Annotated in this window: 20 protein-coding genes and 1 pseudogene; 2 read left to right on the forward strand and 19 right to left on the reverse strand. The window is 63.9% G+C overall.

Annotated features, from left to right (window positions below; translation table 11 throughout):
• Positions 1-32 precede the first annotated feature (32 nt).
• The 16 genes and pseudogenes from AC1Q5S_RS03940 to AC1Q5S_RS04015 form a co-directional block, all read right to left on the reverse strand.
• Positions 33-1757, reverse strand: a complete 1725-nt coding sequence (locus tag AC1Q5S_RS03940; RefSeq protein WP_492238363.1) for an RNA-binding domain-containing protein — start codon at positions 1755-1757, stop codon at positions 33-35.
• A gap of 5 nt (positions 1758-1762) precedes the next feature.
• Entirely contained in the window at positions 1763-3457 is a 1695-nt protein-coding gene (locus tag AC1Q5S_RS03945; RefSeq protein ID WP_492238364.1) for a site-specific DNA-methyltransferase, read from the reverse strand.
• Positions 3458-3508: 51 nt separating this feature from the next.
• Positions 3509-4303 (reverse strand): UPF0149 family protein, encoded by a 795-nt coding sequence (locus AC1Q5S_RS03950; protein ID WP_492238365.1) that lies wholly within the window; start codon positions 4301-4303, stop codon positions 3509-3511.
• 162 nt (positions 4304-4465) lie between these two features.
• Positions 4466-4687: a DUF350 domain-containing protein gene (locus AC1Q5S_RS03955; RefSeq protein ID WP_492238366.1), complete on the reverse strand. Its 222-nt coding sequence runs from the start codon at positions 4685-4687 to the stop codon at positions 4466-4468.
• 21 nt (positions 4688-4708) lie between these two features.
• On the reverse strand, positions 4709-6199 hold the full coding sequence (locus AC1Q5S_RS03960) for a DUF4178 domain-containing protein (RefSeq protein ID WP_492238367.1): 1491 nt from the start codon (positions 6197-6199) through the stop codon (positions 4709-4711).
• A gap of 67 nt (positions 6200-6266) precedes the next feature.
• Positions 6267-7313, reverse strand: a complete 1047-nt coding sequence (locus tag AC1Q5S_RS03965) for an SPFH domain-containing protein (protein WP_492238407.1) — start codon at positions 7311-7313, stop codon at positions 6267-6269.
• A gap of 98 nt (positions 7314-7411) precedes the next feature.
• Positions 7412-9019 (reverse strand): class I adenylate-forming enzyme family protein, encoded by a 1608-nt coding sequence (locus AC1Q5S_RS03970; RefSeq protein WP_492238368.1) that lies wholly within the window; start codon positions 9017-9019, stop codon positions 7412-7414.
• Complete coding sequence (locus tag AC1Q5S_RS03975; RefSeq protein ID WP_422204865.1) at positions 9016-9678, reverse strand: ABC transporter ATP-binding protein; 663 nt, start codon at positions 9676-9678, stop codon at positions 9016-9018. Before AC1Q5S_RS03975 ends, AC1Q5S_RS03970 begins: the two co-directional genes overlap by 4 nt.
• 3 nt (positions 9679-9681) lie before the next feature.
• Positions 9682-10491, reverse strand: a complete 810-nt coding sequence (locus tag AC1Q5S_RS03980; protein WP_422204867.1) for an ABC transporter ATP-binding protein — start codon at positions 10489-10491, stop codon at positions 9682-9684.
• Entirely contained in the window at positions 10488-11483 is a 996-nt protein-coding gene (locus AC1Q5S_RS03985; protein WP_422204869.1) for a branched-chain amino acid ABC transporter permease, read from the reverse strand. Before AC1Q5S_RS03985 ends, AC1Q5S_RS03980 begins: the two co-directional genes overlap by 4 nt.
• 3 nt (positions 11484-11486) lie before the next feature.
• Positions 11487-12383, reverse strand: coding sequence for a branched-chain amino acid ABC transporter permease (locus AC1Q5S_RS03990; RefSeq protein WP_422204871.1), 897 nt, complete (start codon positions 12381-12383; stop codon positions 11487-11489).
• A gap of 108 nt (positions 12384-12491) precedes the next feature.
• Complete coding sequence (locus tag AC1Q5S_RS03995) at positions 12492-13835, reverse strand: ABC transporter substrate-binding protein (protein ID WP_492238369.1); 1344 nt, start codon at positions 13833-13835, stop codon at positions 12492-12494.
• Positions 13836-13855: 20 nt separating this feature from the next.
• Positions 13856-14701 carry a FadR/GntR family transcriptional regulator gene (locus AC1Q5S_RS04000; protein WP_422204875.1) on the reverse strand — a complete coding sequence of 282 codons (846 nt, stop codon included), beginning with the start codon at positions 14699-14701 and terminating at the stop codon, positions 13856-13858.
• A 262-nt stretch (positions 14702-14963) separates the two neighbouring features.
• Positions 14964-15101, reverse strand: a pseudogene (locus AC1Q5S_RS04005) (transposase); the annotation flags it as partial.
• Between the two features lie 83 nt (positions 15102-15184).
• Positions 15185-15490, reverse strand: coding sequence for a flagellar basal body protein (locus tag AC1Q5S_RS04010; RefSeq protein ID WP_422204877.1), 306 nt, complete (start codon positions 15488-15490; stop codon positions 15185-15187).
• A gap of 75 nt (positions 15491-15565) precedes the next feature.
• A complete protein-coding gene (locus tag AC1Q5S_RS04015) occupies positions 15566-16498 on the reverse strand; it encodes a LysR family transcriptional regulator (RefSeq protein ID WP_422204879.1) in 933 nt (310 codons plus the stop codon).
• Positions 16499-16793: 295 nt separating this feature from the next.
• Here AC1Q5S_RS04015 and AC1Q5S_RS04020 point away from each other — a divergent pair, with 295 nt between their 5' ends.
• The gene (locus AC1Q5S_RS04020; protein ID WP_492238370.1) at positions 16794-19010 is read left to right on the forward strand and encodes a c-type cytochrome; all 2217 of its coding nucleotides are present in this window, start codon (positions 16794-16796) and stop codon (positions 19008-19010) included.
• Between the two features lie 276 nt (positions 19011-19286).
• On the opposite strand, the gene AC1Q5S_RS04025 is transcribed toward AC1Q5S_RS04020, so the two are convergent.
• From AC1Q5S_RS04025 to AC1Q5S_RS04035, 3 genes are read right to left on the reverse strand one after another with little or no spacing between them, the layout of a single operon-like run.
• Positions 19287-19922: a response regulator transcription factor gene (locus AC1Q5S_RS04025; RefSeq protein ID WP_303837327.1), complete on the reverse strand. Its 636-nt coding sequence runs from the start codon at positions 19920-19922 to the stop codon at positions 19287-19289.
• Positions 19919-20281 carry an ATP-binding protein gene (locus AC1Q5S_RS04030; protein ID WP_303837330.1) on the reverse strand — a complete coding sequence of 121 codons (363 nt, stop codon included), beginning with the start codon at positions 20279-20281 and terminating at the stop codon, positions 19919-19921. Before AC1Q5S_RS04030 ends, AC1Q5S_RS04025 begins: the two co-directional genes overlap by 4 nt.
• Complete coding sequence (locus AC1Q5S_RS04035) at positions 20272-21783, reverse strand: PhnD/SsuA/transferrin family substrate-binding protein (protein WP_422204884.1); 1512 nt, start codon at positions 21781-21783, stop codon at positions 20272-20274. Before AC1Q5S_RS04035 ends, AC1Q5S_RS04030 begins: the two co-directional genes overlap by 10 nt.
• 247 nt (positions 21784-22030) lie before the next feature.
• On the opposite strand from AC1Q5S_RS04035, the gene aptA reads away from it, so the two are divergent.
• A complete protein-coding gene (gene aptA, locus AC1Q5S_RS04040; RefSeq protein WP_303837334.1) occupies positions 22031-23389 on the forward strand; it encodes an omega-aminotransferase AptA in 1359 nt (452 codons plus the stop codon).
• The last annotated feature ends 103 nt before the right edge of the window (positions 23390-23492 follow it).

Raw genomic sequence — 23492 nt, forward strand, 5'->3', positions numbered from 1 at the left:
GGATTTTTAATTTTCCATTGGAACAATATTGGCTAAACACGAGCACTCATTGGCGCAACCAGCGCCCAAACAGCGCCACGCGTCGGCTTGCCAATATTCCGGATCGTGCCCTGCCGTGCCATATCGGCCAGCAGTTCCTTGATGTACTTCTTGCGCTCCGACGCCCCCGGAATCCACAGCATCAGCTTGTTCATCAACAGGGCATTGATCTCGACACGGGGCTGGGGCGCCAAGGCGAGCAAATCGCACACCGCCTTTTTGCAGTCCTCAACGGACGGGCCTTTTTGATTGAGGTAGGCCACTTCTTGCCCCATTGCAACCGCCAACTGCGCCGAGATGCGCAACCTGGGGCTGCGCCCCTCCACCAAACCCTTGGCGCGCAGACGTCGCAATTCGCCTGCGGGTGGCTTGCGGCCTTTTTGAATCTGGTCGAGCAGCACGGCATCTTCCAGGCTGAGGTCGCTGTTCGTCATCAAGGCATCGACATACCCCTTGTCCAGAACGCGGCCATACAGCAAGACGCTGACGGATGCAGGTTGCGCCGCGATGTCGTAATCGGGCAGCGGGAAGAAGCGCTCCTTTTGCTTGCGGAACATTCCTTTCACGCCACGGTTGAGCGTCTCCATCAAGTCCAGCTCCACCATCGCATCGGCCAGGCAGGCATTGCGGTAGCGCTGCTCGGGCTGCTGCGCATGTAGAACCTTGTCCAGTGACCCAGGCAGAAACTCTCCGTAGTTGAAAAAGCGCAGCGTATCCGGCCCCTCCGTCACCAGAATGCGTCCGCCCTGTGTGTAATCCTGGTGTGCCACGCAGTTGTGCAGGGCTTCGCGCAGCACCCAATCGTCGTAGTTGGGCAGATTCAGTGGCGCCACTTCACGCGGCGGCAAGATATTGATCTCGATGATGCGAATGCGGGCAATCAAGGCGTCGATGGACGACAGCAGCGGCAGCCCGAAATGCTGGTGCGTCACAGGTTCGTTTCGGTGGTCCAGCAGCTGCCAGCTGATGCGCGGCGTTGGTCCGCCCAACTGGCTGGCAGCCGTTGGCAGGCCCAAAAGCACCAGCGCCGCCCGCGTCAGGCCACCATGGACGGCCAACCGCAGCGAATGCAGAAACTGCGCATCCGTCTGCCCCAGCATCTCTTTGACGATATCGGGCTTGCTGGCATAGCGGCGCGCATACAGCTCCCGCGCCCTGGCAATGGCTGGGGCCGACAGCAGCGCCCAATCCTGCGTGACAACAGCCGCTGACCAATCATGCAACGCCGATTGCGCACGCAAGGTATCGAGCTTGTGCAAGGGTAGCCCACACAGCTTCTCACCATTCCGCCCCCAGTAGTGGCCCTTGCAAGAGACCGGCACCCCTCGGGGCGCAGCCGGAATACGCCACAGCAGCACCCGCGCTGGCGCTCCGTCTGGCCGGTCCACCTCCAGCTCGTGGGGCGGATGCAAAACGACGGGCGGTGCCGTTTGCGCAGCCACCGACTCTCTGATCCGGTTGAGTTCAGGCAATGCGCGCGCAAATTCTGTTCCGATCGCCGGGCGCATGCCGGTGGCCGGGTCCAGCCTGTCATCAATGCCCATCACCAGCCAGCCCTCTTCGCGGCGGTGCAAATTGGCTTCGTTGGCCAGCGCAGAGACGTACTGCGCCATCTGGTCAAAGCTGAACGTCTGCCCGGCACGCTTGAACTCCAGCCATTCGGTCTCCGTGGACATGCGCCGAAGTTCATTCAGAAACTCGCCCGTGACGTCGTTCATTGCCCTCACCTTGCCTTCACGTCATACGGAATGTGCTTGAACGTCACCCGCGCCAGCGCCAGGCGCGCATCGCCCAGGCGGCAGGCCTCGCCATACACCACCAGGGGCGCATCGGGGTGGGGCGTGCGGGCGTGCAGTTCCAGCAGCGCATCGAGTACGGCCGAGGTCAGCACGTTGCCGCTGGCGGGGCGCTTGTCGCCCAGGATGCCGTTGAACAGCAGGTAGTACGCCGTGCGGCTGCGCAGCACGGGGGCGGGTGCCGACTCGGGCGGGGGCAGCGCGTCGGGCGCCTGCAGCCCGAGTTCACCCTGGGCCAGCGGGGCTGGGGGCAGGATATCAGGTGAAATTGGGCTTTGGCGCCCATCCGGTAATCGCTCGTAGCTATCAAAAACAGAGTGTGTACCCAGGTGTGGCGTGCCCGGCGTGGCGCGCGCGGGGTCAAAGGCGGTGCCGGTTTCCTGCTGCCACACAAAGGCGGCCAGCGTGGCAAAGCGCACCTCGGGGTGGATGCAGCCATCGGCGTCGAAGATCGGTGCGCCCAGCCTCTGGAAGCGAAAGCCGCCGCCGCCCTGCCAGTTCACCGCCTGGCTGATGCCGCCCGGCTCGCCGTCCACCACCTTTTGCAGGCGCGGCAGGCAGTGCGTGGCGGCGTGCTCGCCCATTTCGATGCCGATCCAGCGCCGGCCCATCTTGTGGGCCACGGCGGCCGTGGTGCCACTGCCAAGGAAGCTGTCGAGGACGAGGTCGCCGGGGGCGGTGGCAACCTTCAGCACCTCTGCAAGAAGCCGCTCTGGCTTGGGTGTGGAGAACAGTTCGACCTCTTCCAGGCCCAGGTTTTTTTGTTCAGTTTTGGCTTGTCTGTTGTGCCCGGTTTTCAGCAAATCAACCCAGAGCGTCGAAGGTGGCAAACCCTTCATTTCGTGCAGGTAAGTCCGGCGCTTGATCGCCGTCATGGATTCGTTGAACCGGATTTCTCCAGCCGCCAGTTTCTCCTGAAGCGTTGTGGGCTCCCACCTCCAGCCATTGGGTGGGTGTGGAATACGGTTGCCGTTCGGGGCGGTCAACACATACATCAGGTTTTCACGTGGCTTGGGAGAGTTGAGAGGATTTCCATCAAACCACGGCCCTCTTGGGTCGTTGTCAGGATTTTTGAAATGCGAGCGCTTTTCTTCAGCATCCAGTTTGTTCGTGAGCCAGCCCGGTGAGGCCGAGTAAACAAACACCTGGTTGTGGTCTACGGAGAACGTCTTGGCGTCGTTATTGCTGTTATCGCTGGAGCGCCAAACCACATTCGCCACAAAATTCCTCCGCCCAAACACCTCATCCATCAGCACCTTGAGGTAATGCCCCTCGTTGTCGTCAATGGTCACCCAGATGGAGCCGTCGTCACTGAGCAAGTCGCGCAGCAGCTGCAGGCGCGGCAGCATCATGCTGAGCCACTGGCTGTGCTCCAGGTTGTCGTCGTAGTGCTCGAACGCGCTCTTCGTGTTGTAGGGCGGGTCGATGAAGATGCATTTCACCTGCCCCCGGTAAAACGGCAGCAGGGCCTTGAGCGCTTCGAGGTTGTCGCCCTGGATGAGCAGGTTGTTGTGTGCGCTGGCGGCGTCGCCGTGGGTGGAGATGTTCTCCAGCAGGCGGTAGGGCACCTGGGCGGCGGTGGTGAAGGCGGTGGAGCGGTTGAGCCAGTCAAGGGTGGGCATGGAGGGGGGCAGTCGGGCGGTGCGGGGTGAACAGGTTCGTAGGCCGGGGGTTCAGGCGCTGCAGCATTTTTTGAATTTTTTGCCACTGCCGCAGGGGCAGGGGTCGTTGCGGCCCACCTTGGGGGTGTCGCGCACCAGCGTCGGCGTGATGTTGGGCGCATGGTGTGCTCCATGGGTTTGGCGGTACTGGCGCCACCAGTCGCGCAGGGCGTACAGGGAGCCGATGAGTGCAGGGAAGAGTTCGCGGCTGTCTGCTTCCAGCTGAAAGTCCGGGTTGTCGGGGTTGTAGCCCGTGGAGTACAGCACCACGGGCGCGAGCAGTGGGGCCGCTTCGGGGTCGGTGCACAGCAGCGCCCAGTCCTCGTCTGCCGCCACGGCCAGGCGAAAGCCCTCGGCCCAGTCTTTGAGCTCCCAGTCACCCATGCGCTCACCGTTGGAATTGAGGCGGTGCGGGGTGATGCAGTCGCCTTCTGCCAGCTCCGACGACAGCGGTGTGTAGAGGTTGTCCACCGTGGAGTCGGCGGGCCGCACCGACAGGGCGGTCTGAATGTCGCTGTAGCGCCGCATCAGCAGTTGCAGCAGCCGCTGCTGGCGCGCGGGGTCGTGCGGCAGGGGCAGTGTGGGTTGGGCAAAGATGTCCTCCAGCCACAGGTGCACGGGCACCTGGGAGGGGCCGATGGCGCAGGCCGTCATGTAGCCATCGGCCATGTCGATGGTCATGGCGTCGTGGTCCAGCGACGGGTCGGCCATCAGATCGAACAGTTCTTCGGTTTCTGCGTCGCTCAGGGGCCGCTGAATGTCCCAGGGGCGGTTGTGGAGCATGACCCACTGAAAAAATTCATTCATGGTCTTTGTGGGGTGAAGGTGGCTGCCGATAGCAATGTGTGGCACCGTAAATATAAATGTGTGGGGTGCAGCCACAGCCAGCGCCTGGACGCACGGGGCCGGTGCGCCGTGGTGCTCACGAAGGCGCACGGGCATGGCCCGCTGCCGCACCATCCTTCGTCGTCAATGTATAGCCGCCGCCACGATGATGCTGATGCCCAGGCACATCGCGGCCACCACCAGGGCCAGGGCCTGGTTTTGTTTTTCGACGATTTCGCGCCACAGGTCGGCGGGTGTGATCTTGTCAACGAGGACAAAACACAGCCAGAAGATGACCACGCCGATCAACGCGTAGAGGATGGACCCGAGAAAGGCCGCGGGCCGGAGCCACTCAATTCCTGCCATGGTGTGTTTCTCCTTGAAATGTCATTTGTGGCTGCCGCCGGAGGAGTACCCTCCGAACGAGCCGCCCGAACTGCGGTAGCTGCTGCCCGACGAGCCCGAGCAGTTGCTCATGGTGATGAGCACGAGGAGCAGCACCACCACGATGAGGATGACCGTGCCGCAGCCCGCCCCCTTGGCGGCCACGAAGGGGCCGGGGTCATCGCGCTGCAGCAGGTCTTTTTTGTCACCCAGGCCGAAGGCCTGCACCACGGTGTCGCTGGCCAGCCTGTCGCCGGCGGACCAGGTGATCTCGCTGGCGCTTTGCTCCATCGACAGCAGGCCGCGGGCAGCGGCAAAGTCGCGGTTGAAGGTTTTCTGGCCGCGCTCCACTTGCCAATAGAACTCGCCGAGTACATAGGTGGTTTCGGCGTTGTAGCTGTATTTCAGGTCGTATCGGGTGCCCAGGTAGGTGGCCGTTCGCCCGCTGGCGGCCATCTGCGGTGCGCCGGTGGTGGGGCGCACCATGCTCCAGCCTTCTTCCGAATCGACCAGAAAGGCGAAGCCGCGCTTCTGGTTGTAGAGCAGGTATTCGCTCCAGCCAAAGTGTTCATCGTCGCCGGGCGCCACGCCCATGCGGTGCTGGAAGCCCACCACCTGCCAGTGCACGCCCTGCAGCGGGCCCTTGGCGCCCAGCGGGATGATGGGGCGCACGGGCTCGTCCTGCATGGCCGAGCGCAGCTCGCCGCCCACGCCGCTGCCCAGGTCGATGATGCTGGCGCAGGATCCACAGGTGATGCTTTTGGTGGAGGCCAGCTGCACCTGCACCGGCGCACCACAGTGCGGGCAGTTGAACTGGCGGCCTTTTTCGTTCTTGGCGGATTCGTCCTTGAGGCCCTGGAGCTGCAGGTCTTCGAGCAGGACGGCGCGGCCGCGCTCGACGCGGGGCGGGGTGTGGCCGTAGTCGATGCTGAGCACTTCGCCATCGCTACTCCTCAACTCGACCATGCCGAAGGGCTGGCCCAGCGGCGGCAGCTTGGGCAGCTCGCCCTGCGCCGAGATCAGCTGCGCCTGGCCGGCGTAGGCCACGCTGTAGGGCTTGCCGTTGATGGCCGTGGTGGTGCCGATGGACCAGCGCGCGGCCTCGGGCAGCTCGCGACCCGGGTCGATGGGCCGGGAGAACACGTAGGCGCCGTTGTCCTCGCCCAGCGTGGCCAGGGTACCGTCTTCGAGGAAGGCGGCCCATTCGGTCCAGACCCCGGCATCGCCCTTGTACTGCAGGCGGCCGATGAGGGTGAAGGGCACCTCCTTGCCATCGAGCGTGATGCGCCCGCTGGCCATGGGCTGCAGCGGGCTGTGGTCGTCGAACAGCTCGGCCATCTTGCCCAGGCGCGTGAGCACATCGCCGCTGCGCACCACGGTGCTCTGGCAGTAGCCGCAGACGGCGTGCGTGGACTGCGCGCTGCGGAATTCGACCGGCGCGCCGCAGCCGGGGCAGGGCGCGCGGTAGTGGCGTTGTGTGGCGCTTTCGGCCATTCTTTAAGGTGTTTTTGGCCTCTTGCGCCTATCCATCAAGCGCAAACAGCTATTTAAACAATAGCAATCAAACCAACTTCTTGAGCAGTTCGACCTTCTTGGCGTCGAACTCTTCCTGCGTGAGGATGCCCTTGGCCTTGAGCTCGCCCAGCTTTTCGAGTGTGGCCATCACGTCTTCGGGCTTGACGCCCACCGGTGCCGCTGCAGCAGGCGCCTGCGCCGCCGCCCCGCCGCCTTGCAGACCGGCCTGCAGGTTCTGCGCCAGCACCTGGCCCAGCGCCACGCCGGCGCCCAGGCCCATGGCGTCGCCGGCAATGCCGCCACCGCCATTGCCCGCGCCTTCGGCGAACTTCGGGATGGCCTGAGCGGTCTGGTACTGCATGAACTTGCCCATGTCGTTGCCGACCATGCCCATGCCGATCTTCTGGTCCAGGACTTTCTGCAGCTCTTCGGGCAGCGAGACGTTCTGCACCGTCAGGCTCTCGATGACGAGGCCAATCTTGGCAAAAACGGGCGCCAGCTCCTTGGCCAGCGCATCGGCAAACATCACCTGGTTGGCCGCCAGGTCGAGAAACGGCAGGCCGCTGCCCGCGATGGCGTTGCTGATGTTCTGCAGCACCAGGCCGCGCAGCTGGCCTTCGAGGTCGGCCACGGGGTAGCTGTCGCGCGTGCCCGAGATCTCGGTGTGGAACAGCTTGGGGTCGGCGATGCGGTAGGCGTAGTTGCCGAACGCGCGCAGGCGCACCGCGCCAAAGTCCTTGTCGCGGATGGTGATGGGCTGGGGCGTGCCCCATTTCTGGTCGATCTGCTGGCGCGTGCTGAAGAAATACACATCGCTCTTGAAGGGCGACTGGAACAGCTTGTCCCAGTTCTTCAGGTAGGTGAGCACCGGCAGGGTCTGCGTGGTGAGCTGGTAGGTGCCGGGGCCGAACACGTCGGCCACCTGGCCCTCGTTGACGAACACCGCCATCTGCGACTCGCGCACCACCAGCGTGCCGCCGTTCTGGATTTCCATCCCCGCCATCGGGTAGCGCCAGGCCAGCGTGCCATCGCCCTCTTCGGTCCACTCCAGGATGTCGATGAACTGTTTCTGGATGAAGTCCATGAGGGCCATGCGGTGCTCCCGGTGGTGGATGGGAAAAGGGTCGGCCATCATAGCCAAAAGCTTTATCGCAGCGGTGGGCTTGCGCAGGTTCTGCCTGCGCGATGGCTTTACTGGAGCTGTTCGCGCAGCGCGCGCTTGAGCAGTTTGCCGCCTGAGTTGCGAGGTAAAGGCATGTCTGACCAAGTGATGGTCTCTGGCACTTTGTAGTCCGTAAGCTGCGTTTGGCAATGAGCACGCACCGCCTCGTCGTCGTGCGCGACACCGGGCGCATAGATGAAAGCGTGCACCCGTTCCCCCAGCACCGGACACGGCAGGCCGACAATTGCTGCTTCGACCACGCCGGGGATTGCCATCAACACGTTTTCTACTTCAGCTGAATAGATCTTAAAGCCGCCGCGGTTGAGCATGTCCTTCTTGCGATCGAAGAGTCGAATGAACCCTTGCGCGTCGACCGATCCCATGTCCCCCGAATGCCAATACCCACCCGAGAAAGACGAGTGCGTAGCCTCTGGGTTCTCCCAGTAGCCGGGCACCACCATGGGGCCGGAAATCCACAGCTCGCCCATCTCCCCGGTGGGCACTTCGCGGCCCTCTTCGTCCATCACACGTACGTCGGCGCAAGGCAGTGGAACGCCAACGGTGTCGGCATGGCCGCGCGTGAGTCCGGCGGGCATCATCGTGGTCGGCGAGGTCGTCTCCGTCGCGCCGTAGGCATTGATCAATGTCAGTCCCGGTAGCCGCTCGCCTAGAGAGTCGATGGCCGACACCGGCATGGGCGCGCCGCCATATCCACCGATGCGCCAATGCGAGAGATTCGTGCTGTTGAATGACGCGTGCAGGAGGCACAGCGTGTACATCGCCGGTACCATCAGTGTGTAGGTGATGCGCTCGGCCTCCATCGCCTGCAGAAACGACGCCGCCTTGAACTCCGGCAGAACCACGATGACACCACCCACATGCACCATGGCGGCGATCACGGCGATCAGCCCGGTAACGTGGCTGGCAGGCACGGCCAGCGCCGAGCGGTCGCCGCTGCGCAGGCCCATGCATGCCTCGTAGTGGCGTACGGAATGCGCGACGTTGAGGTGCGTCAGCATGGCACCTTTGGGCCGCCCGGTCGTGCCAGAGGTGTACAGGATGACCGCTGTGTCTTGTTCTTGTACGGCGGCGATGCCCGCTGTTGCTTCGCCCGAGGTGCCCAGCGTATCAAGCGCCAGCGCCCCGGCGGCGGCACCTGATACCGTGATGTGCAGACGCAACCCCGGGACGTCTGCAGCGTCAGGAATGCGCTCGGCCAGCGCCGCATCAAACACGATTGCGCAGGCGCTGCACTGGGCCAACATGTACGCAAGACCAGGTTTTTGCTCGCGCTCGCCGATGGGCACGGCGATGGCGCCCAGGCGCTGCAGCGCGAAAAGTACGGCAACAAACGCCGGCTGGTTGCCCATGAACAGCGCCACGCGTTCGCCCGCCGTCACGCCCTGCGCGGCCAAACCTGCGGCGATGCGTGCCACTTCAGCGTCAAGTTGGCGATAGCTCCAGCGCAGTGCGCCGCACACGACGGCATCGCTGTCGCCATGTGTGGCCACAGCGCGTTCGAGCAAGGAATGCATGCTCTGGGGCCGCTCGGTGAAGCAGCGCACGGTGCGGTCGCCGTAGATGGCCTCCACACGCATTGTGGGCGTTTGGTCGGGGTTCCAGTGTGGGCGGTTCATGCCGCACTCTCTTCGGTCGCAGCCACGTTGGCGCCGCGCTCGATCACATATTCGACGTCCACCAGCTTGCGCGAATGGTTCAGGTCCGATTGCGCGATGAGGACCGACAGCGCGCTGCCACGCAGTCCGGCGATGACCTCGCCCAGTCGCATCGACAAGGCTGGCGCAACGCCTTCAAAGGGCTCGTCAAGCAACAGCAGGCGCTTGCCGATCGCCAAAGCCCGCGCCAAGGCAACCAACTTTTGCTGGCCACCCGATAACAGGAGCGCACGACGTTCGCGCATGGCAGTCAGTTCAGGCAGCACCCCGTATACGAAGTCGAGCCGCTGCGTAGCGTTGTGAGCGCCTGTCGCCCACAGAGGCACGAGAATGTTCTCCTCAACCGTCAGTTCGGGCACCAAGCCACGGTCTTCGGGCATGTAGCCGATACCGAGCGCAGCGCGCTCATGCTTGGGCGTTTTCGCCAGGTCCTTTCCGTCGAAGTAGATGGTGCCTTGAGTGGGTACGAGGTGGCCCATCACCGAACGAAGCAGCGTGGTTTTTCCCGCGCCGTTTCGACCGATGAGCCCAGTCATGCTGCTGTGCGCAACGGTCAGGCTCAGGCCTCGCAGCACCTGCACGGAACCGATGGAGACATGGATCGATTGGATGGCGAGCATCGCTTACTCCTGCTGTAGGGTGCCAGTTACGTAGCGGCGCACGTCATCGGTGGCGAGCGCAGCCTGCGGCGTGTTGTCGGCAATGATGCGGCCGCTGTAGAAAGCGATCACGCGATCGGCGTAGCGCTTGACAATGTCCATGTCGTGCTCCACGAAGAGCACCGCCATCGACTCCTGGCCGAGCGCGGTCATGATGATTTCCATCATCGGGAATTTCTCTTCCGCAGAAACACCGCTGGTGGGCTCGTCGAGCAGCAGCAGGCGCGGGTGGCCTGTCATGGCCATGGCAATGTCCAGCAGCTTGCGCACGCCGCCGGGCAGCTCGGCGACCCGGCGTTCGCGGTGCTCGCTGAGGTTGAAGCGCGCCAAGAGCGCGTCGGCGCGCACTACCGCATCGGCATGCCGTGCGGACTGCCAGAACGAGAGCCTGTTTTCGTGGCAGGCCGTGGCCACCAGCATGTTGTCAAGGACCGACAACTCCTGAAATAGCTGCGGAATCTGAAACGACCGTGCCACGCCCAGGTGCGTAATCTCGCGCGGCGTGAGCCGCGTGATGTCGCGTTCGCCCAGCACAATGCTGCCGGTGTCAGGCTTGAGGTAGCCGGTGATCATGTTGACGAACGTCGTCTTGCCTGCCCCGTTGCTGCCGATCAGGCTTACCCTTTCACCGACACCGATGGCGACCTCAATGCCGCTGGCCGCAACCACTGCACCAAAGCGTTTCTCGATGCCGCTGGCACGCAGCAGAATCTCGCGTTCTGCCAAGGCGGTAGGTTGCTTCGCTCTGGTGCGCGGATGCAAAACGGCGCTCATGAGCGGTCTCCTTTCGCGCTGCGATCGACCCACAACGAGCCGATCCCGCGGGGCAGGAAGCGGATCATCACCAACAGAAATAGACCGAGCGACAACTGCCAAGTGTTGGGGAAATAGAGGCTGGAGAACGAGCGCACAACCTCCAACAGCGTTGATGCGATAAACACCGCGAGCACGCTCTGCCAGCCAGCGAGAATCGCAACGAAGACGAACTCGCCAGAGGTGGTCCAGAAGCTGAAGTTCGGGTCGATGTGGCCGAGCGACATCACGGTCAGCGCACCGCCCACGCCCCCGGCAAAGGCCGCGAGAAGGTAGTTGATGCCCATCGCCTGTTTAACCGAACCGCCGAGGTATTCAACACGCAGTTCATTCTCGCGCACTGCCAGCGTGACTAGGCCGCGCGTCGAATGGAAATAAACGTGCGCCATCAGCGCAAAGATTCCAGCGACCGCGATCGTCACGCCGTAGAGCACATAGGCCACACGCTCATCCGCCAGCGTCTGGCCAAACAGCGTGGGGCGGCCCATGTTGAAGCCGTCGGATCCGCCCAGCGCGTTGGTCTTCACCAAGGCGCCGTAGCAGACCATGGACAGCGCAAGTGTCAGCATGGCGAAGAAAATGCCACGGTAGCGTGCGAGCAGAGGCGCAAAAGGCGCAGCCACCACCAGTGCCGCCACGCCACCCATCAGCGCCAGGCCGAGTGCGTCGGTAATGCCGAGCTTATTAAAAGTCAGCGCTGCCGCATAGCCGCCTACCGAAAACACCAGGCCCTGGCCGAAAGACACCACGCCGCCGCGCATCAGCAATACGATGCCCAGTGACACCAGTCCGTGCGATGCAGCCATAGTGAGCAGAAAGACCAGCCACCGTGGCATGAAGGCGCCGCCAATAATCAGCGCAGCGATCGAGGCGATGCCTACCAGCAGCGCAAGGGTTCGACGCGGCGCGTATGGAACGGCCACTGGGGCAGGAGTGAGAGGAATACTCTGCATAGGTCAAATCTTTCGCGCTTGAATGCGTTGAAATAGCCCTTCGGGCCTGACGATGAGCACCAGCGCCATCACGATGTAGATGGAGAAGAGCTCGATTTCTGGCATGACGTGCACCGCAAAAGATCGCGCGAGACCCACGATGAGTGCGCCGATGGCGGCGCCCTCAATGCTCCCAAGCCCGCCGATGATCACGACGGCAAAGGACACGATGATCACGCCGACCGACACTCCCGGCTGTACCGAGATCAGAGGTGCCGTGAAGGCGCCGCCGAGGGCGGCGAGGAAAATGCCGGCCGAGAAGGCCAGCAGGTAAACGCGCGAGACATTCACACCCATGCTGGCTGCGACCTCTTCGCTGTGGATCACGGCGAGCACTATCTTGCCGTGGCGGGTGCAATTGAGCCCCCACCAGACGGCCAGCCCCACGATAACCGCGATGACCATCAGCATGAAGTCGTAACCCACATACACCTGGGTACCGATTTCCACGTTTCCAAAGAGTGCGTAGGGCTCCGAGACGTAGTACGGATTGGCACCCCAGATGAGCTTGGTGACGTCTTCCAGGATCAGAAACAAGGCGTAGGTGACCAGCACCAGCAACACCTCATCACGGCCGTAAAAAAAGCGCAACAAATAGCGCTCGGTCAGCGGCGCGAAGATCAGTGCCACCGCAATCGCAGCCAGCAACATCGCAACCAGTGACCATTGCGGCGCGAAATTCAGGGTGGCAAACCAACCCACGAGGCTGGCGGCGGCATAGGCGCCCAGTGCATAGAAGCTGCCATGCGCGATATTGAGAATCTTCAGCACACCGAACACGAGCGTGAGCCCGAGCGCAACGATGAAGAGCCACGACGCATAGCTCAGACCGTCGATGAGGATGGTGATGGCGGTATTCATGCCCGTCCTGGTATATGTTGTGGGGGTGACAATGAGGCCGTCAGCCCGCGCGCTGCTCGGGCTGACGGAGTCTCCGTGCCACTGGGATACGATGCAGCGCTTAGGCGCTTAGCACTTCGATCCGGCGAATCCGCTCTTGATCCAGTCTTCCGATTTCATGTGAGCGGGCGGGTTGACGCACTCGGCCGGGAAGCGCTGGATATCGTCGATCACCACCATCTTTTTGGCCGCGTCGTAGCGCGTCTTGCCAATGGCGGTTTCTTGCATCGCCTGCTGGCCGTCACCCAGCGCCATGCGGATCTTTCCAGCGGGGGAATCCCATTCCATGCCTTTGAGCGCAGCCGCCAGTTGCTCTGACGTGGGCTTCTTGCCGCCATTGGCCGCCATGGCCTTCTCGGCGGCGAGCTTCAAGCCCATGAGCGCCTGCGCCATGCGGTAGGGAGCCTGTGCCGGGTAGGTGTTGTAGCCCTTTTGGTACGTACTCCACCACCAGTCGTTCAACGCTGACTTGGGCGAGAGCAGGCCGTAGGCGCCGCGCGCACCAAGGATCGCGCCGTCGGGCATCTTGTTGCCCAGATTGGTCAGTACATGGTCAGCGGCAGACAGCACTACTTGCGAGCGTTTGAACAGTCCGCGTGGACCCGACTGCAGGATGAATGCCTGCAGGTCACCACCCCACAGGCTGGAATGCGTGACGTCGGCACTCTTGGACATTAATACTGATATTTCGGTACCGTACTGGCCTGCGCCGAACTTGGGCAGCAGATCCTCGCCCAGCTTTGCACCTGGATAGAGCTGGGCCATCGACAGCATGAAGTCCTTGCGCGAATCCTGGCCCCATGCATAGTCTTGGTTGATCATGTTGTACGTTGCGACTTTGATGTCGCGCGCCTTCATGTAGCGGGCTAATGCGACGTTGTCCATGGTGGCGTGCGACGCCGTGCGAAAGACGTAGTTGTATTTCGCATCCTCGAAGATGCGCGGCGTGCCGCAGTCGTAGAGGATGAGGAACTTCTTCAATTCCTCTGCGACCGGGGCCGCGGCCAGGCAATCCCCAGAACTGACGTAGCCGATTACCGCATCAACTTTTTCGCGGTCGTAGAGATTGCGCAGCTCTTGCACCTGCTTGGTCGCGCCGCCGTTCTCATCTACATAGATGGCTTCAATCTTCATGCCACCGAAACCGGTTTTGTTGTACGGAGCAGGCGCCTCGCCTTTGTTGAACGCATCCACTAACACCTTCGCACCGTTGACGGCGGGAATGCCAAAGCTTTCCGCCGCTTGGCCCGAGAGAAAACTGACAACGCCGATCTTGAAGGTTTCCTGCGCATGGGCGGTCATGCCGAGCGCGACCATGCCGACGGCTACCGCGCTCCGCGCCAAATGGCGGTACCAGATGGCCGGTTGTGGCAACCCCGAAATTTGTTGATGCTTCTTCTGCTTCGATTCCATGTCTGTCTCCTTGTAGTGAACTAGGGTGCTGTCGTGATGGGCGTGCGCATGTCCAAGCCCGTCATCTCGAAACCTTTTTGAAAATCAACCATGTGCTTTCGCGTCCACTCGGTGGCGGATTGCACGTCCTTGCACAGAAGTGCATCGAGGATGGCGCGATGCGCCACCAGGTTGCGCGCCTTGGACTGAGGCAAGTGCAGATGGATCTGCAGCAGCGTAGGGTTGTAGAGCAGGCTGATCGGCTCGCGTGCGAGCATGAGCGCGCGGTTGTGGCTGGCGCGACCGACCAAGGCGTGGAATTCAACGTCGAGCTCAACGAGGCGGATGTTCTCTTCCATCGACGTTGCACCGCGAGCTTGGAGTTCTGCGGTGAGCGCCGTGTTGGCTTCCAGCGCCTCGATATCTTCGGAGTTCGCCTGTACCGCAGCGAGTCCGGCGGCAAGCGGCTCCAGCGTGACGGCGACCTGCCACAGCTCCTGGAAGGTGGTCTGTTGCAGCAATAACAAGCGCGTTGCACGGGGGGCAAGGTCGTAGAGGCCCGGCAAGGTGACGAAAAGCCGGCGCCCTTCGCGGCGCTGCAGCAGCCCCTCTTGCTCGATCTGACGGATGGCTTCTCGCACCGTGGAGCGATGGACGCCGAATTGCTCGGCCAAGCTCTGCTCGGTCGGCATTGGCATGCCAGGCTGGATTTGTCCACTGAGAATGCTGCGTTCGATCTCTGCGGAAACGGCCTTGTAGGCTGGCTCGATGCGAAGCCGGTTGAACATCGAACCATCGGCGAGCGCCTTCGCTTTGCCAGATGGCGATGCGACGCTCTCAGATGGTGTGCCTGCCTTGCGGCGTGACGGATGAATGCGACCGTTCAATCGATGTCTCCTTGCGGCTGTCGCGCTGCAATTTGTTTGTCGGACAATCGGATTTTGGATAGCTCGTGCGTTCACCCGTTATCGGGTTTTCCCGCGCCTGTCAGAAAGCCTGCGCCTTGGGAATGCCATTTCTAGGCGGCTTCCAAATGGAAGAGGCCAGAAATCGGTCGTAGCTATAGAGTCGCGAAGACGTCACGCCACGGCCAGCGCAGCTAGGGCGTGCCATCAATCGGTATCCGAGTGCAACCAAAGGCCATGGTGCTCAATTGAGCCAAACCATGGTTACGGCCAAGTGAATGGCACCCAGAAAATTGCGCGCCGTCTTGTCATAACGCGTAGCAATGGCCCGGTATCACTTCAGACGCGCAAAGAAGTTCTCGATCAGGTGGCGTACCTTGTATTGAATCGCCGGGTCTGAACTGCCCCCCAGAAACAACCATGCCCCGACCTGCGGGGCATGGGGGGCGGGGGCGATGCAAACGTTCAGGCCTTTGTATCCAGCAGCGAGCCCATCCTCTCGTCCTGCGCCCTGATGGTCTGCAGGTTGGCCTTGAAGGCGTAGGTGGCCGCCATCTGCTCCACGGCCTCCTGCTCCAGCGCCACACCTTTTTCGCTGGCCTCGCGCTGCACCGTGGCATGCACGCCCGCACTGTCTTCAACGGCCTGTTGCTCCACCCCCTGGCGGCGATAGCCGGGCGTGTTCATGTTGGCCACGTTGTGGGCCGACGCATCCAGCCGCAACTGTGCGGCCTGCAGGCCCGAACTGCCGATGGAAGCAATGCTTGTCATCATGTGCTCCGCTGGAAACGCACCAAAGGGCAAGCATTGTCTGCCTGTCCTGCGCACAGGGCAACTCACTGCCACTCACCCATGCGCCTGCACCAGGCATTGCGCAAACGCCTGGGCCGCGCGCGGTGGCTGGGGCGACTTGCGCAGCACGCTGACAAACTGGCAGCGGTAGAAAAACTGCGCGGGCTGCACGGCCTGCATCAGGCCCTGGCGCACGAAGGCTTCGGCGTAGTGGTCGGGCAGAAAGCCCAGATAGCGGCCCGAGAGGATGAGCGTGGCGATCGACTCCTGGTCAAACCCCGTGGCCTTGCGCGGCAGGTGTGCGCGGTGGCTCAGCTCCATGTTGGGCGAGTGGTAGCCCAGGCCGGCAAACTGGTGGGTGCGCAAGGCGTCCCAGGTCAGGGCCGCGTGGTCGGCCCCGAACAGCGGGTGGCGCGCGCCGCAGTACAGCAGCATGGTCTCGGTGAACAGGTTGGCATACACCAGGCTTTGCGAGGCGCGGTGCGCCGGGATGATGCCGATATGCAGGCTGCCGTCGATCAGCCCGCGCTCGATGGCGTTGATCGAGGCCACATGCATCTGCAGGCTCACGTCCGGTGCCTGTTCGGAGAACAGCGCAATCGCGTCGCCGATGTGCGCCGCCGGGTTGCTGGCGGTCTTGTCGAATACCGCCACCTCCAGGCGCCCGCCCATGCGGCGGTGGATGTCGTCGATGCTGCTGCGAAACGCGTCCACGGCGCTCAGCAACCGCAGGGTTTCGTCGTACACGCGCTGGCCCTCGGGCGTGAGGGCAAAGCCCGCCCGCCCGCGCCGGCACAGCGTGAGGCCCAGGCGCGTCTCCAGGTCTTTCATGTGGCGGCTCACGGTGCTGGTGCCGATGTTCAGCTCCAGCTCGGCCGCCGACATGCCGCCGCACTCGGCCACGCTCTTGAACACCTGCAGCAGGCGCAGGTCCATGTCGCTGAGCTGGCCCAGCACGGCACGTTCACGGGGGGAAGGGGCGGGCATTGCGGTGATACGGGCAAGGGAAAAACAGCCCCCAAGACTACCAGCCCGATCGCCGGTGCCGGCGCGAACGCAATAGCCTGAAAAAGCTATACCGCCACCCCAAAGCGGTACTTGTGCAGGAAAAACCGGCTGCTTACGATGATTTCGCAGGCTGGATCAACAGGAGTCTGTGCTGGTCAAAAGTGGCCATGACAGCGCAGCAAACCTGTTGGAGTTGCGGCAATGGTGCATGCAGTGCACCGCTGGTGCGTCCCGCGTGCGTATTTTCGCCAAGATTCACACATTACGACTTCCTATGAAGAATCCCCTTCGCCATCCCTCTGCATTCGTTCGCCGCGCGGTTCTATTCGGAGCACTGGCGGGAATATTCGTGACCACCTCGCCTGTCATCGGGCAAGCCATCGAAGCGACGACGAGTGCACCGTCCAAACATGCCATGGAGCCGCAGGTCATTGATGACCTGCCCGCCAACTACGCAGCCGATCTGCCCCCTGAGCAGCGCAGCCTGATTGAGCGTGGACGCTACATCGCCCGTCTGGGCGACTGCGTAGCCTGCCACACGGGCGAAAAGTCCCAGCCCATGGCCGGCGGCCTCGCGCTGGAGACACCGTTCGGCAAGCTTTACTCCACCAATATCACGCCGGACAAGACCACCGGCATGGGCAGCTACAGCTTCGATCAGTTCGATCGCGCCATGCGCAAGGGCGTGGCGGCCGACGGTCGTAACCTGTATCCGGCCATGCCCTACCCGTCGTATGCCAAGATGTCCACTGAAGACATGCAGGCACTGTATGCGTATCTGATGGAAGGTGTGGCACCGGTGCAAGCGCCGAACAAGGCGTTGGAAATGGGCTTCCCTTTCAACCAGCGCTGGGGGCTTTCACTGTGGAACTGGCTGTTTCTGGACGCTACGCCGTTCCAGCCCAGCGCCCAGCAAACACCAGAGTGGAATCGCGGGGCCTACCTGGTACAGGGTCTGGGCCACTGCGGGGCGTGCCACACGCCGCGCGGCGTGGCTTTCCAGGAGAAGGCCATGACCGGCGAGGGCAAGAGCGGCACCTACTTCCTGGCCGGCGAGACGGTGGAAGGCTGGCGTGCCCTGAGTCTGCGCGACCTGTGGACGCCCAAGGAAACCGCCGAGATGCTCAAAACCGGCCGCAACCGCCACGGCACGGTCTCGGGAAACATGGTGGACGTGGTGCAGCACAGCACGCAGTACATGAGCGATTCCGACCTGCTGGCCATCGGCACCTACCTCAAGTCCCTGCCCGCCGGCAAGGATGACCTGCCCATGCAGGTGGCCCAGGGGCCGGCGCCGCGCATCGCGATTCCGGCGCGCGCCGTTGGCAGCACTGAAGCCAATGCCGTCAACGCCGCGCACTACAACGTGCCGGCCGACCTCTACACCAGCCGCGGCGGCTTGGGATATCTGCAGTTCTGTGCGGACTGCCACCGTGCCGATGGCGGCGGCGTCAAGGACGTTTTCCCCTCGCTGGAGGGCAATCGCTCGCTGCGCGCGGACAATCCCAGCACGCTCATCCACATCATGCTGACCGGCTGGACTACGCCGGTGACCCAGAGCCACGCACGGCCGCTGACCATGCCGGCTTTCGCCCAGCTGGGCGACCAGGAGATTGCTGACATCCTGAACTTCACCCGCCGCAACTGGGGCAGCAAGGATGCGTCGGAGATCAAGGCCGGGGATATTTCCAGCCAGCGCAAGCAGCTCCATGCATCGCCCGACACTTCGCGTCCCTTCGAGACCCCTCGCCTGGCCGCCATGCTGGCCGAGCCCAACGCCAAGCAACTGGTCTATGGCGCGCGCCTGAACATCGAAACACGCGATCTGCTGCCCAAGAACGTGGGCAATGCGCTGAACTGCGCCAGCTGCCACCTGAATGCCGGCACTGTGGCCGATGGCTCACCCTATATCGGCATCTCGGCTTTCTTCCCTAGTTACGCGCCGCGCGCCGGCCGCACCATCACGCTGGAAGACCGCATCAACGGCTGTTTCCTGCGCTCAATGAACGGCAAACCGCTGCCGCTGGACTCGGAGGAGCTCAAGGCCATGGTGGCGCTGTTCGACTGGATGCGTCGCGAGACCAAGCCCGAGGACAAGGTCGAGGGTCGGGGCGTGGGCAAGGTCAGCCAGAGCATCATCCCCAACACCGAGAACGGCAAGAAAATCTACCAGGCCCAATGCGCACAATGCCACGGCACGGACGGCGAAGGCATCAAGAACGCCAAGGGCCAGTGGGTCTATCCGCCGCTATGGGGTGACGAGTCCTTCAACATCGGCGCCGGCATGGCCCGCACCTACACGGCAGCCGCCTTCGTCAAGCGCAACATGCCGATCGCGATGCACAACAAGTTTCCGCTGGGCCAGGGCGGCTTGACAGACCAGGAGGCGGTGGACGTTGCCGAGTACTTCAGCCACCAGCCGCGCCCGGACTTCGCCGACAAGGTCAAGGACTGGCCGAATGGTAAAAAACCTGCGGATGCCAGGTACTGAGCATCTGTTGACGGTCTCGCAGGGGCACACGCCCCTGCGGCACTGGCGACACCATGGGGCGGGCACCTTGTCCGCGAACATGGGTAACGTCGTGCATGGCACAGCGCGAACAGGCCCCGGCGGCTACACAGTGATGTCCTCTGGCGCAGCTTCCATCGCAACCCTCAACGCTTGATTTCGTGCGGTTGAGCAAACGCTGGCAAGCGGTCCACTGCATTTCCAATGCGGAAATGCTCTGCGATGGTTTCAGAAGCAATGGGGAGTGGGGCCACGCGTTCAGCCGGCTTCCAGGCTCTCCGGGTCGGCGCGCAGGATCAGGCGGGCCAGGTCGGCGGCATGGCCGCTGCCGGTCTTCTCGGTGATACGCTGGCGGTGCACATGCACAGTGTGGTCGCTGATGCTCAGTTGCCGCGCCACTTCCTTGTTGCTCAGGCCGAGGGCCAGCAGGCGCGCCACGTCGCGCTCGCGCGGCGACAGGCGCCCGAGCTGCTCCTGCGCGGCGGCGCGCAGCCCCTGCTGGCGCTGCGCCGCCAGGTTCACACCCACGGCGTAGTTGAGGGCATCGAGCAGCGCCTGCTCGCGAAAGGGCTTTTGCAGAAAATCGATGGCGCCCGCGCGCATGGCCTGCACGGCCTGGTCGATGTCGCCGTGGCCGGTCATGAACACGATGGGATAGGCGCGCCCCAGGTCGGCCAGGCGCCGCTGCAGCTCCAGCCCGCTCATGCGCGGCATGCGGATGTCCAGCAGCAGGCAGCAGCCCTGGGGCGCGGGCGCTGGATCGGCATCCAGAAAATCCTGCGCCTGTGCGTAGCCCACGGGTGCAAAGCCCAACCCTTCCACCATGAACAGGGTCGAGCGCAAAAAAGCGGGGTCGTCATCGACCACATGGATGATGGGAGCAGGTGCAGTCATGGCGTGGTTTCCTGGAGGGCCGGCAGCGCAGAGACCGCGGGCAAGGCCAGCGGCAGCAGCAATTCGAACACCATGCCGGGCTCGCCCGCCGCGCCGGCGGGGCGGGCCTGCAGCGCGCCGCCATGCGTTTCGGCAATGCCGCGGCAGATGGCCAGGCCCAGGCCCAAGCCGTCGGGGCGGGTGGTGTAGAAGGGTTCGAACAGCCGCGCACGCTCGGCATCGCTCAGCGGGGCGCCCTGGTCTTGCACGGCAATGGCCAGGCGGTCGCCCTGGCATTCGATATGGATGGTGATGGGGGCATCCGCCCGGCCAGCGGCGCGGTGGGCGTCCAGCGCATTCTTCAGCAGATTCAGCAGCACCTGCTGAATCTGCTGCGGGTCACCCGGCACGCGCAGGCCCCGGCTACCGGGCGCGCCGTCGACGCGAATCGGCGGTGCCTGGCCCAGCAGGCCGCCAAACAGGGCCACGGCCTCGTTGGCCAGCGCCACCGGGCATTGAGCGCACGCACCGGCACGCGCTTGCGCGCCAGCGCGCGAATGCTCTCGATGACGCGCGTGGCGCGCTCGGCTTCCTGGCCGATGTCCAGCAATGCCAGGGCCAGCGCGTCGGGTGTGAGGTCGCCTCGCGTAGCCCGGCGCTGCACGCTGGCGGCGTAGTTGGCGATGGTGGCCAGCGGGTGGCTGAGCTCGTGCGCCAGCGTGGCCGACAGCTCCCCCAGGATGGACAGGCGCGCGAGGTGGTCCATGGCCTCCTGGCCCTGCGCAATCTGCTGCGCCAGGCGTTCACGCTCGCGCAGACTGCGCGAGAGCTCAAAGGTGCGGCGCTTGACCAGCACTTCCACATGCAGCATGTAGGCCGCGCCCAGCAGCAACAAGGCCAACATGCCGGCCAGCAAATACCAGTAGCGGCCCAACAGAGCCTGCGGGCGCGTCTCGCGCATGAACGCATAGGGCTCGGCCTGCAGCGCGCGCAGCACGTCATGCACGCGCTGGTAATCAGCGGGCACCGACCAGCGGCCGCCATGGGCGTCGGCGGGCAGGGCCAACAACGCCAGCAGCACGGTGCGGCCCAGCTCGGGCGGCGTGTAGGCCAGCGCGGCAAAAGCCCAGCCGGGGTACAGCGGCGTGGACGATTGGCAGGCCGCCGGCGCATCGGGCCGCGCGCCCACCACCACCAGCGCGCCCGGGGCCACGCGCCCCGCGCGTTCGAGCTGCTCCAGCACGCAGGTGCGCAGGATGCCCGCGTCGGCCCGGCCCGCCAGCACCGCGTCGGCCACGCGCTGCATCGGAAAACCGGTGAACACCCGCTGCACCGCGCCCGCCTCGGCGTCCAGGCCGCTCTGCAACCATTCGTGCGCCACCAGCTGGTAGCCGCCAAACGCCTCTTCGGCCACCGCCGCCACGCGCTGCCCGCGCAGCGCCTCCAGCGTGGCGGGCAGCGGCGCACCGGCACGCACCACCACGGCCGAGCCCACGGTGTGCGCGGGGTCGTCGCTTTCGGCCGTGGTCTGGGTGGCGATGCGCGTGGCGCCATGGCGTGCCTCCAGCCGCACATAGTGCCCCGGGTTGGTCACCACGAAGTCCAGAGCCTGCCGCGCCAGCGCCGCTTCCAGCGCCTGCGGGTCAAGCACCTGCAGCCGCACGCTGTGCCCCGGCAGGGCGCGCGCCAGCCCGTCGGCCAGCGGCTGCCACAGGCGCTGGGTCTCCTCGCCTTCGAGCACGGCCAGCACGCCGATGCGGATGGGCGCGGTGGCCGCCGCGGGCGTCTGCCCGGCCCCCGCCAGCGGCGCAGCCAGCAGCCAGGCCGCCACCAGCCAGCGCCCTGCCGCGCCAGCGCATCGGAAGAAGGTGGGCTTGCGCATGGGCGAATTGTAAGCAAGGGAAGATTCAGTCTTTGGACAAAAAAGGCTGCAGCGCTTTCCTGTTCGGCAAAAACAGCTATTTATTTGATAGCAAATCAATCGCCATCGCGACACAGTAGAAACGATCAATGCTTGCATAAATCAGCAAGTGAACATTGATATTGCGTTCTTTGAGCAATTGGCGACCGGGGCAACAATGGCGGCTCCATGCCCCGGCTGGGGCCGATCTTTGTACCGGAGACTTCCCATGAGCTTTGCCCCCATCGACACCCCCGCCGCTGGCGCCGCACCCCGCATGGACGCCGAATGGCTGGACGCGCACTGGATGCCCTACACGGCCAACCGCCAGTTCAAGCAAAACCCGCGCATGATCGTGGAGGGCAGCGGCGCGTATTACACCGACAGCGAAGGCCGCAAGATCTTTGACGGCCTTTCGGGCCTGTGGTGCGCGGGCCTGGGCCACGGCCGCCGCGAGATCGCCGAGGCGATCGGCAAGCAGGCGCAGAAGCTGGACTACGCGCCCGCCTTCCAGTTCGGTCACCCGCTGGGTTTCGAGCTGGCCAACCGCGTCAAGGAACTCACGCCTGCCGGGCTGGACTATGTGTTCTTCACCGGCTCGGGCTCCGAGTCAGCCGACACCTCGCTGAAGATGGCCCGCGCCTACTGGCGCGCCAAGGGCCAGGGCACCAAGACGCGCCTGATCGGCCGCGAAAAGGGCTACCACGGCGTGAACTTCGGCGGCATCTCGGTGGGCGGCATCGTGGCCAACCGCAAGCTGTTCGGCCAGGGCGTCGAGGCCGACCACCTGCCCCACACCCAGCCGCCGGCGGGCTCGTTCCACAAGGGCATGCCGCCCACCGGCAAGGAGCTGGCCGATCGCCTGCTCGACGTGATTGCACTGCACGACGCGAGCAACATCGCGGCTGTGATCGTGGAGCCCTTCTCGGGCTCGGCCGGCGTCGTCATCCCGCCCGTGGGCTACCTGCAGCGTCTGCGCGAGATCTGCACGCAAAACAACATTCTGCTGATTTTTGACGAGGTGATCAGCGGTTTTGGCCGCAGCGGCGCCTGGACCGGCGCCGAAGCCTTTGGCGTGACGCCCGACATCCTGAACTTCGCCAAGCAGGTCACCAACGGCGCGCAGCCGCTGGGCGGCGTGGTGGCCAGCAAGGAAATCTACGACACCTTCATGGCGGCCGGTGGCCCGGACTACATGCTGGAGTTCCCGCATGGCTACACCTACTCGGCCCACCCCGTGGCCTGCGCGGCGGGCATTGCGACGCTCGACATCCTGCAAAAGGAAGACATGATTGGCCGCGTGAAAGCCCTGGCGCCGTATTTTGAAGCCGCCGTGCACAGCCTCCAGGGCACCAAGCATGTGCTGGACATCCGCAACTTCGGCCTGGCTGCGGGCCTGACGATTGCACCGCTGCCCGGCGAGCCTGCCAAGCGCCCGTACGAGATCGCGATGAACTGCTGGAAGAAGGGCTTTTACGTGCGCTACGGTGGCGACACCATCCAGCTGGCGCCGCCGTTCATCAGCGAACGCGCCGAGATCGACCGCCTGGTCAATGCGCTGGGCGATGCGCTGGCGGAGACGGCCTGAGCACCGTCACCACGCCAAAAACTCTCTGTTGGATCGCTGCCAGCGCTTTCTGGACAAGCACTGGCAGCGCTTTTGCGCCCCTGCTGTTTCGGGCGGTACCGCA

It is taken from the genome of Acidovorax sp. GW835-FHT14B10, from assembly GCF_058793725.1.

Excerpts from the sequence above, each read along its gene's own strand:
- AC1Q5S_RS03940 (WP_492238363.1), bottom strand. The coding sequence starts at position 1,757 with ATGAACGACGTCACGGGCGAGTTTCTGAATGAACTTCGGCGCATGTCC.
- AC1Q5S_RS03945 (WP_492238364.1), bottom strand. The coding sequence starts at position 3,457 with ATGCCCACCCTTGACTGGCTCAACCGCTCCACCGCCTTCACCACCGCC.
- AC1Q5S_RS03950 (WP_492238365.1), bottom strand. The coding sequence starts at position 4,303 with ATGAATGAATTTTTTCAGTGGGTCATGCTCCACAACCGCCCCTGGGAC.
- AC1Q5S_RS03955 (WP_492238366.1), bottom strand. The coding sequence starts at position 4,687 with ATGGCAGGAATTGAGTGGCTCCGGCCCGCGGCCTTTCTCGGGTCCATC.
- AC1Q5S_RS03960 (WP_492238367.1), bottom strand. The coding sequence starts at position 6,199 with ATGGCCGAAAGCGCCACACAACGCCACTACCGCGCGCCCTGCCCCGGC.
- AC1Q5S_RS03965 (WP_492238407.1), bottom strand. The coding sequence starts at position 7,313 with ATGGCCCTCATGGACTTCATCCAGAAACAGTTCATCGACATCCTGGAG.
- AC1Q5S_RS03970 (WP_492238368.1), bottom strand. The coding sequence starts at position 9,019 with ATGAACCGCCCACACTGGAACCCCGACCAAACGCCCACAATGCGTGTG.
- AC1Q5S_RS03975 (WP_422204865.1), bottom strand. The coding sequence starts at position 9,678 with ATGCTCGCCATCCAATCGATCCATGTCTCCATCGGTTCCGTGCAGGTG.
- AC1Q5S_RS03980 (WP_422204867.1), bottom strand. The coding sequence starts at position 10,491 with ATGAGCGCCGTTTTGCATCCGCGCACCAGAGCGAAGCAACCTACCGCC.
- AC1Q5S_RS03985 (WP_422204869.1), bottom strand. The coding sequence starts at position 11,483 with ATGCAGAGTATTCCTCTCACTCCTGCCCCAGTGGCCGTTCCATACGCG.
- AC1Q5S_RS03990 (WP_422204871.1), bottom strand. The coding sequence starts at position 12,383 with ATGAATACCGCCATCACCATCCTCATCGACGGTCTGAGCTATGCGTCG.
- AC1Q5S_RS03995 (WP_492238369.1), bottom strand. The coding sequence starts at position 13,835 with ATGGAATCGAAGCAGAAGAAGCATCAACAAATTTCGGGGTTGCCACAA.
- AC1Q5S_RS04010 (WP_422204877.1), bottom strand. The coding sequence starts at position 15,490 with ATGACAAGCATTGCTTCCATCGGCAGTTCGGGCCTGCAGGCCGCACAG.
- AC1Q5S_RS04015 (WP_422204879.1), bottom strand. The coding sequence starts at position 16,498 with ATGCCCGCCCCTTCCCCCCGTGAACGTGCCGTGCTGGGCCAGCTCAGC.
- AC1Q5S_RS04020 (WP_492238370.1), top strand. The coding sequence starts at position 16,794 with ATGAAGAATCCCCTTCGCCATCCCTCTGCATTCGTTCGCCGCGCGGTT.
- AC1Q5S_RS04025 (WP_303837327.1), bottom strand. The coding sequence starts at position 19,922 with ATGACTGCACCTGCTCCCATCATCCATGTGGTCGATGACGACCCCGCT.
- AC1Q5S_RS04035 (WP_422204884.1), bottom strand. The coding sequence starts at position 21,783 with ATGCGCAAGCCCACCTTCTTCCGATGCGCTGGCGCGGCAGGGCGCTGG.
- aptA (WP_303837334.1), top strand. The coding sequence starts at position 22,031 with ATGAGCTTTGCCCCCATCGACACCCCCGCCGCTGGCGCCGCACCCCGC.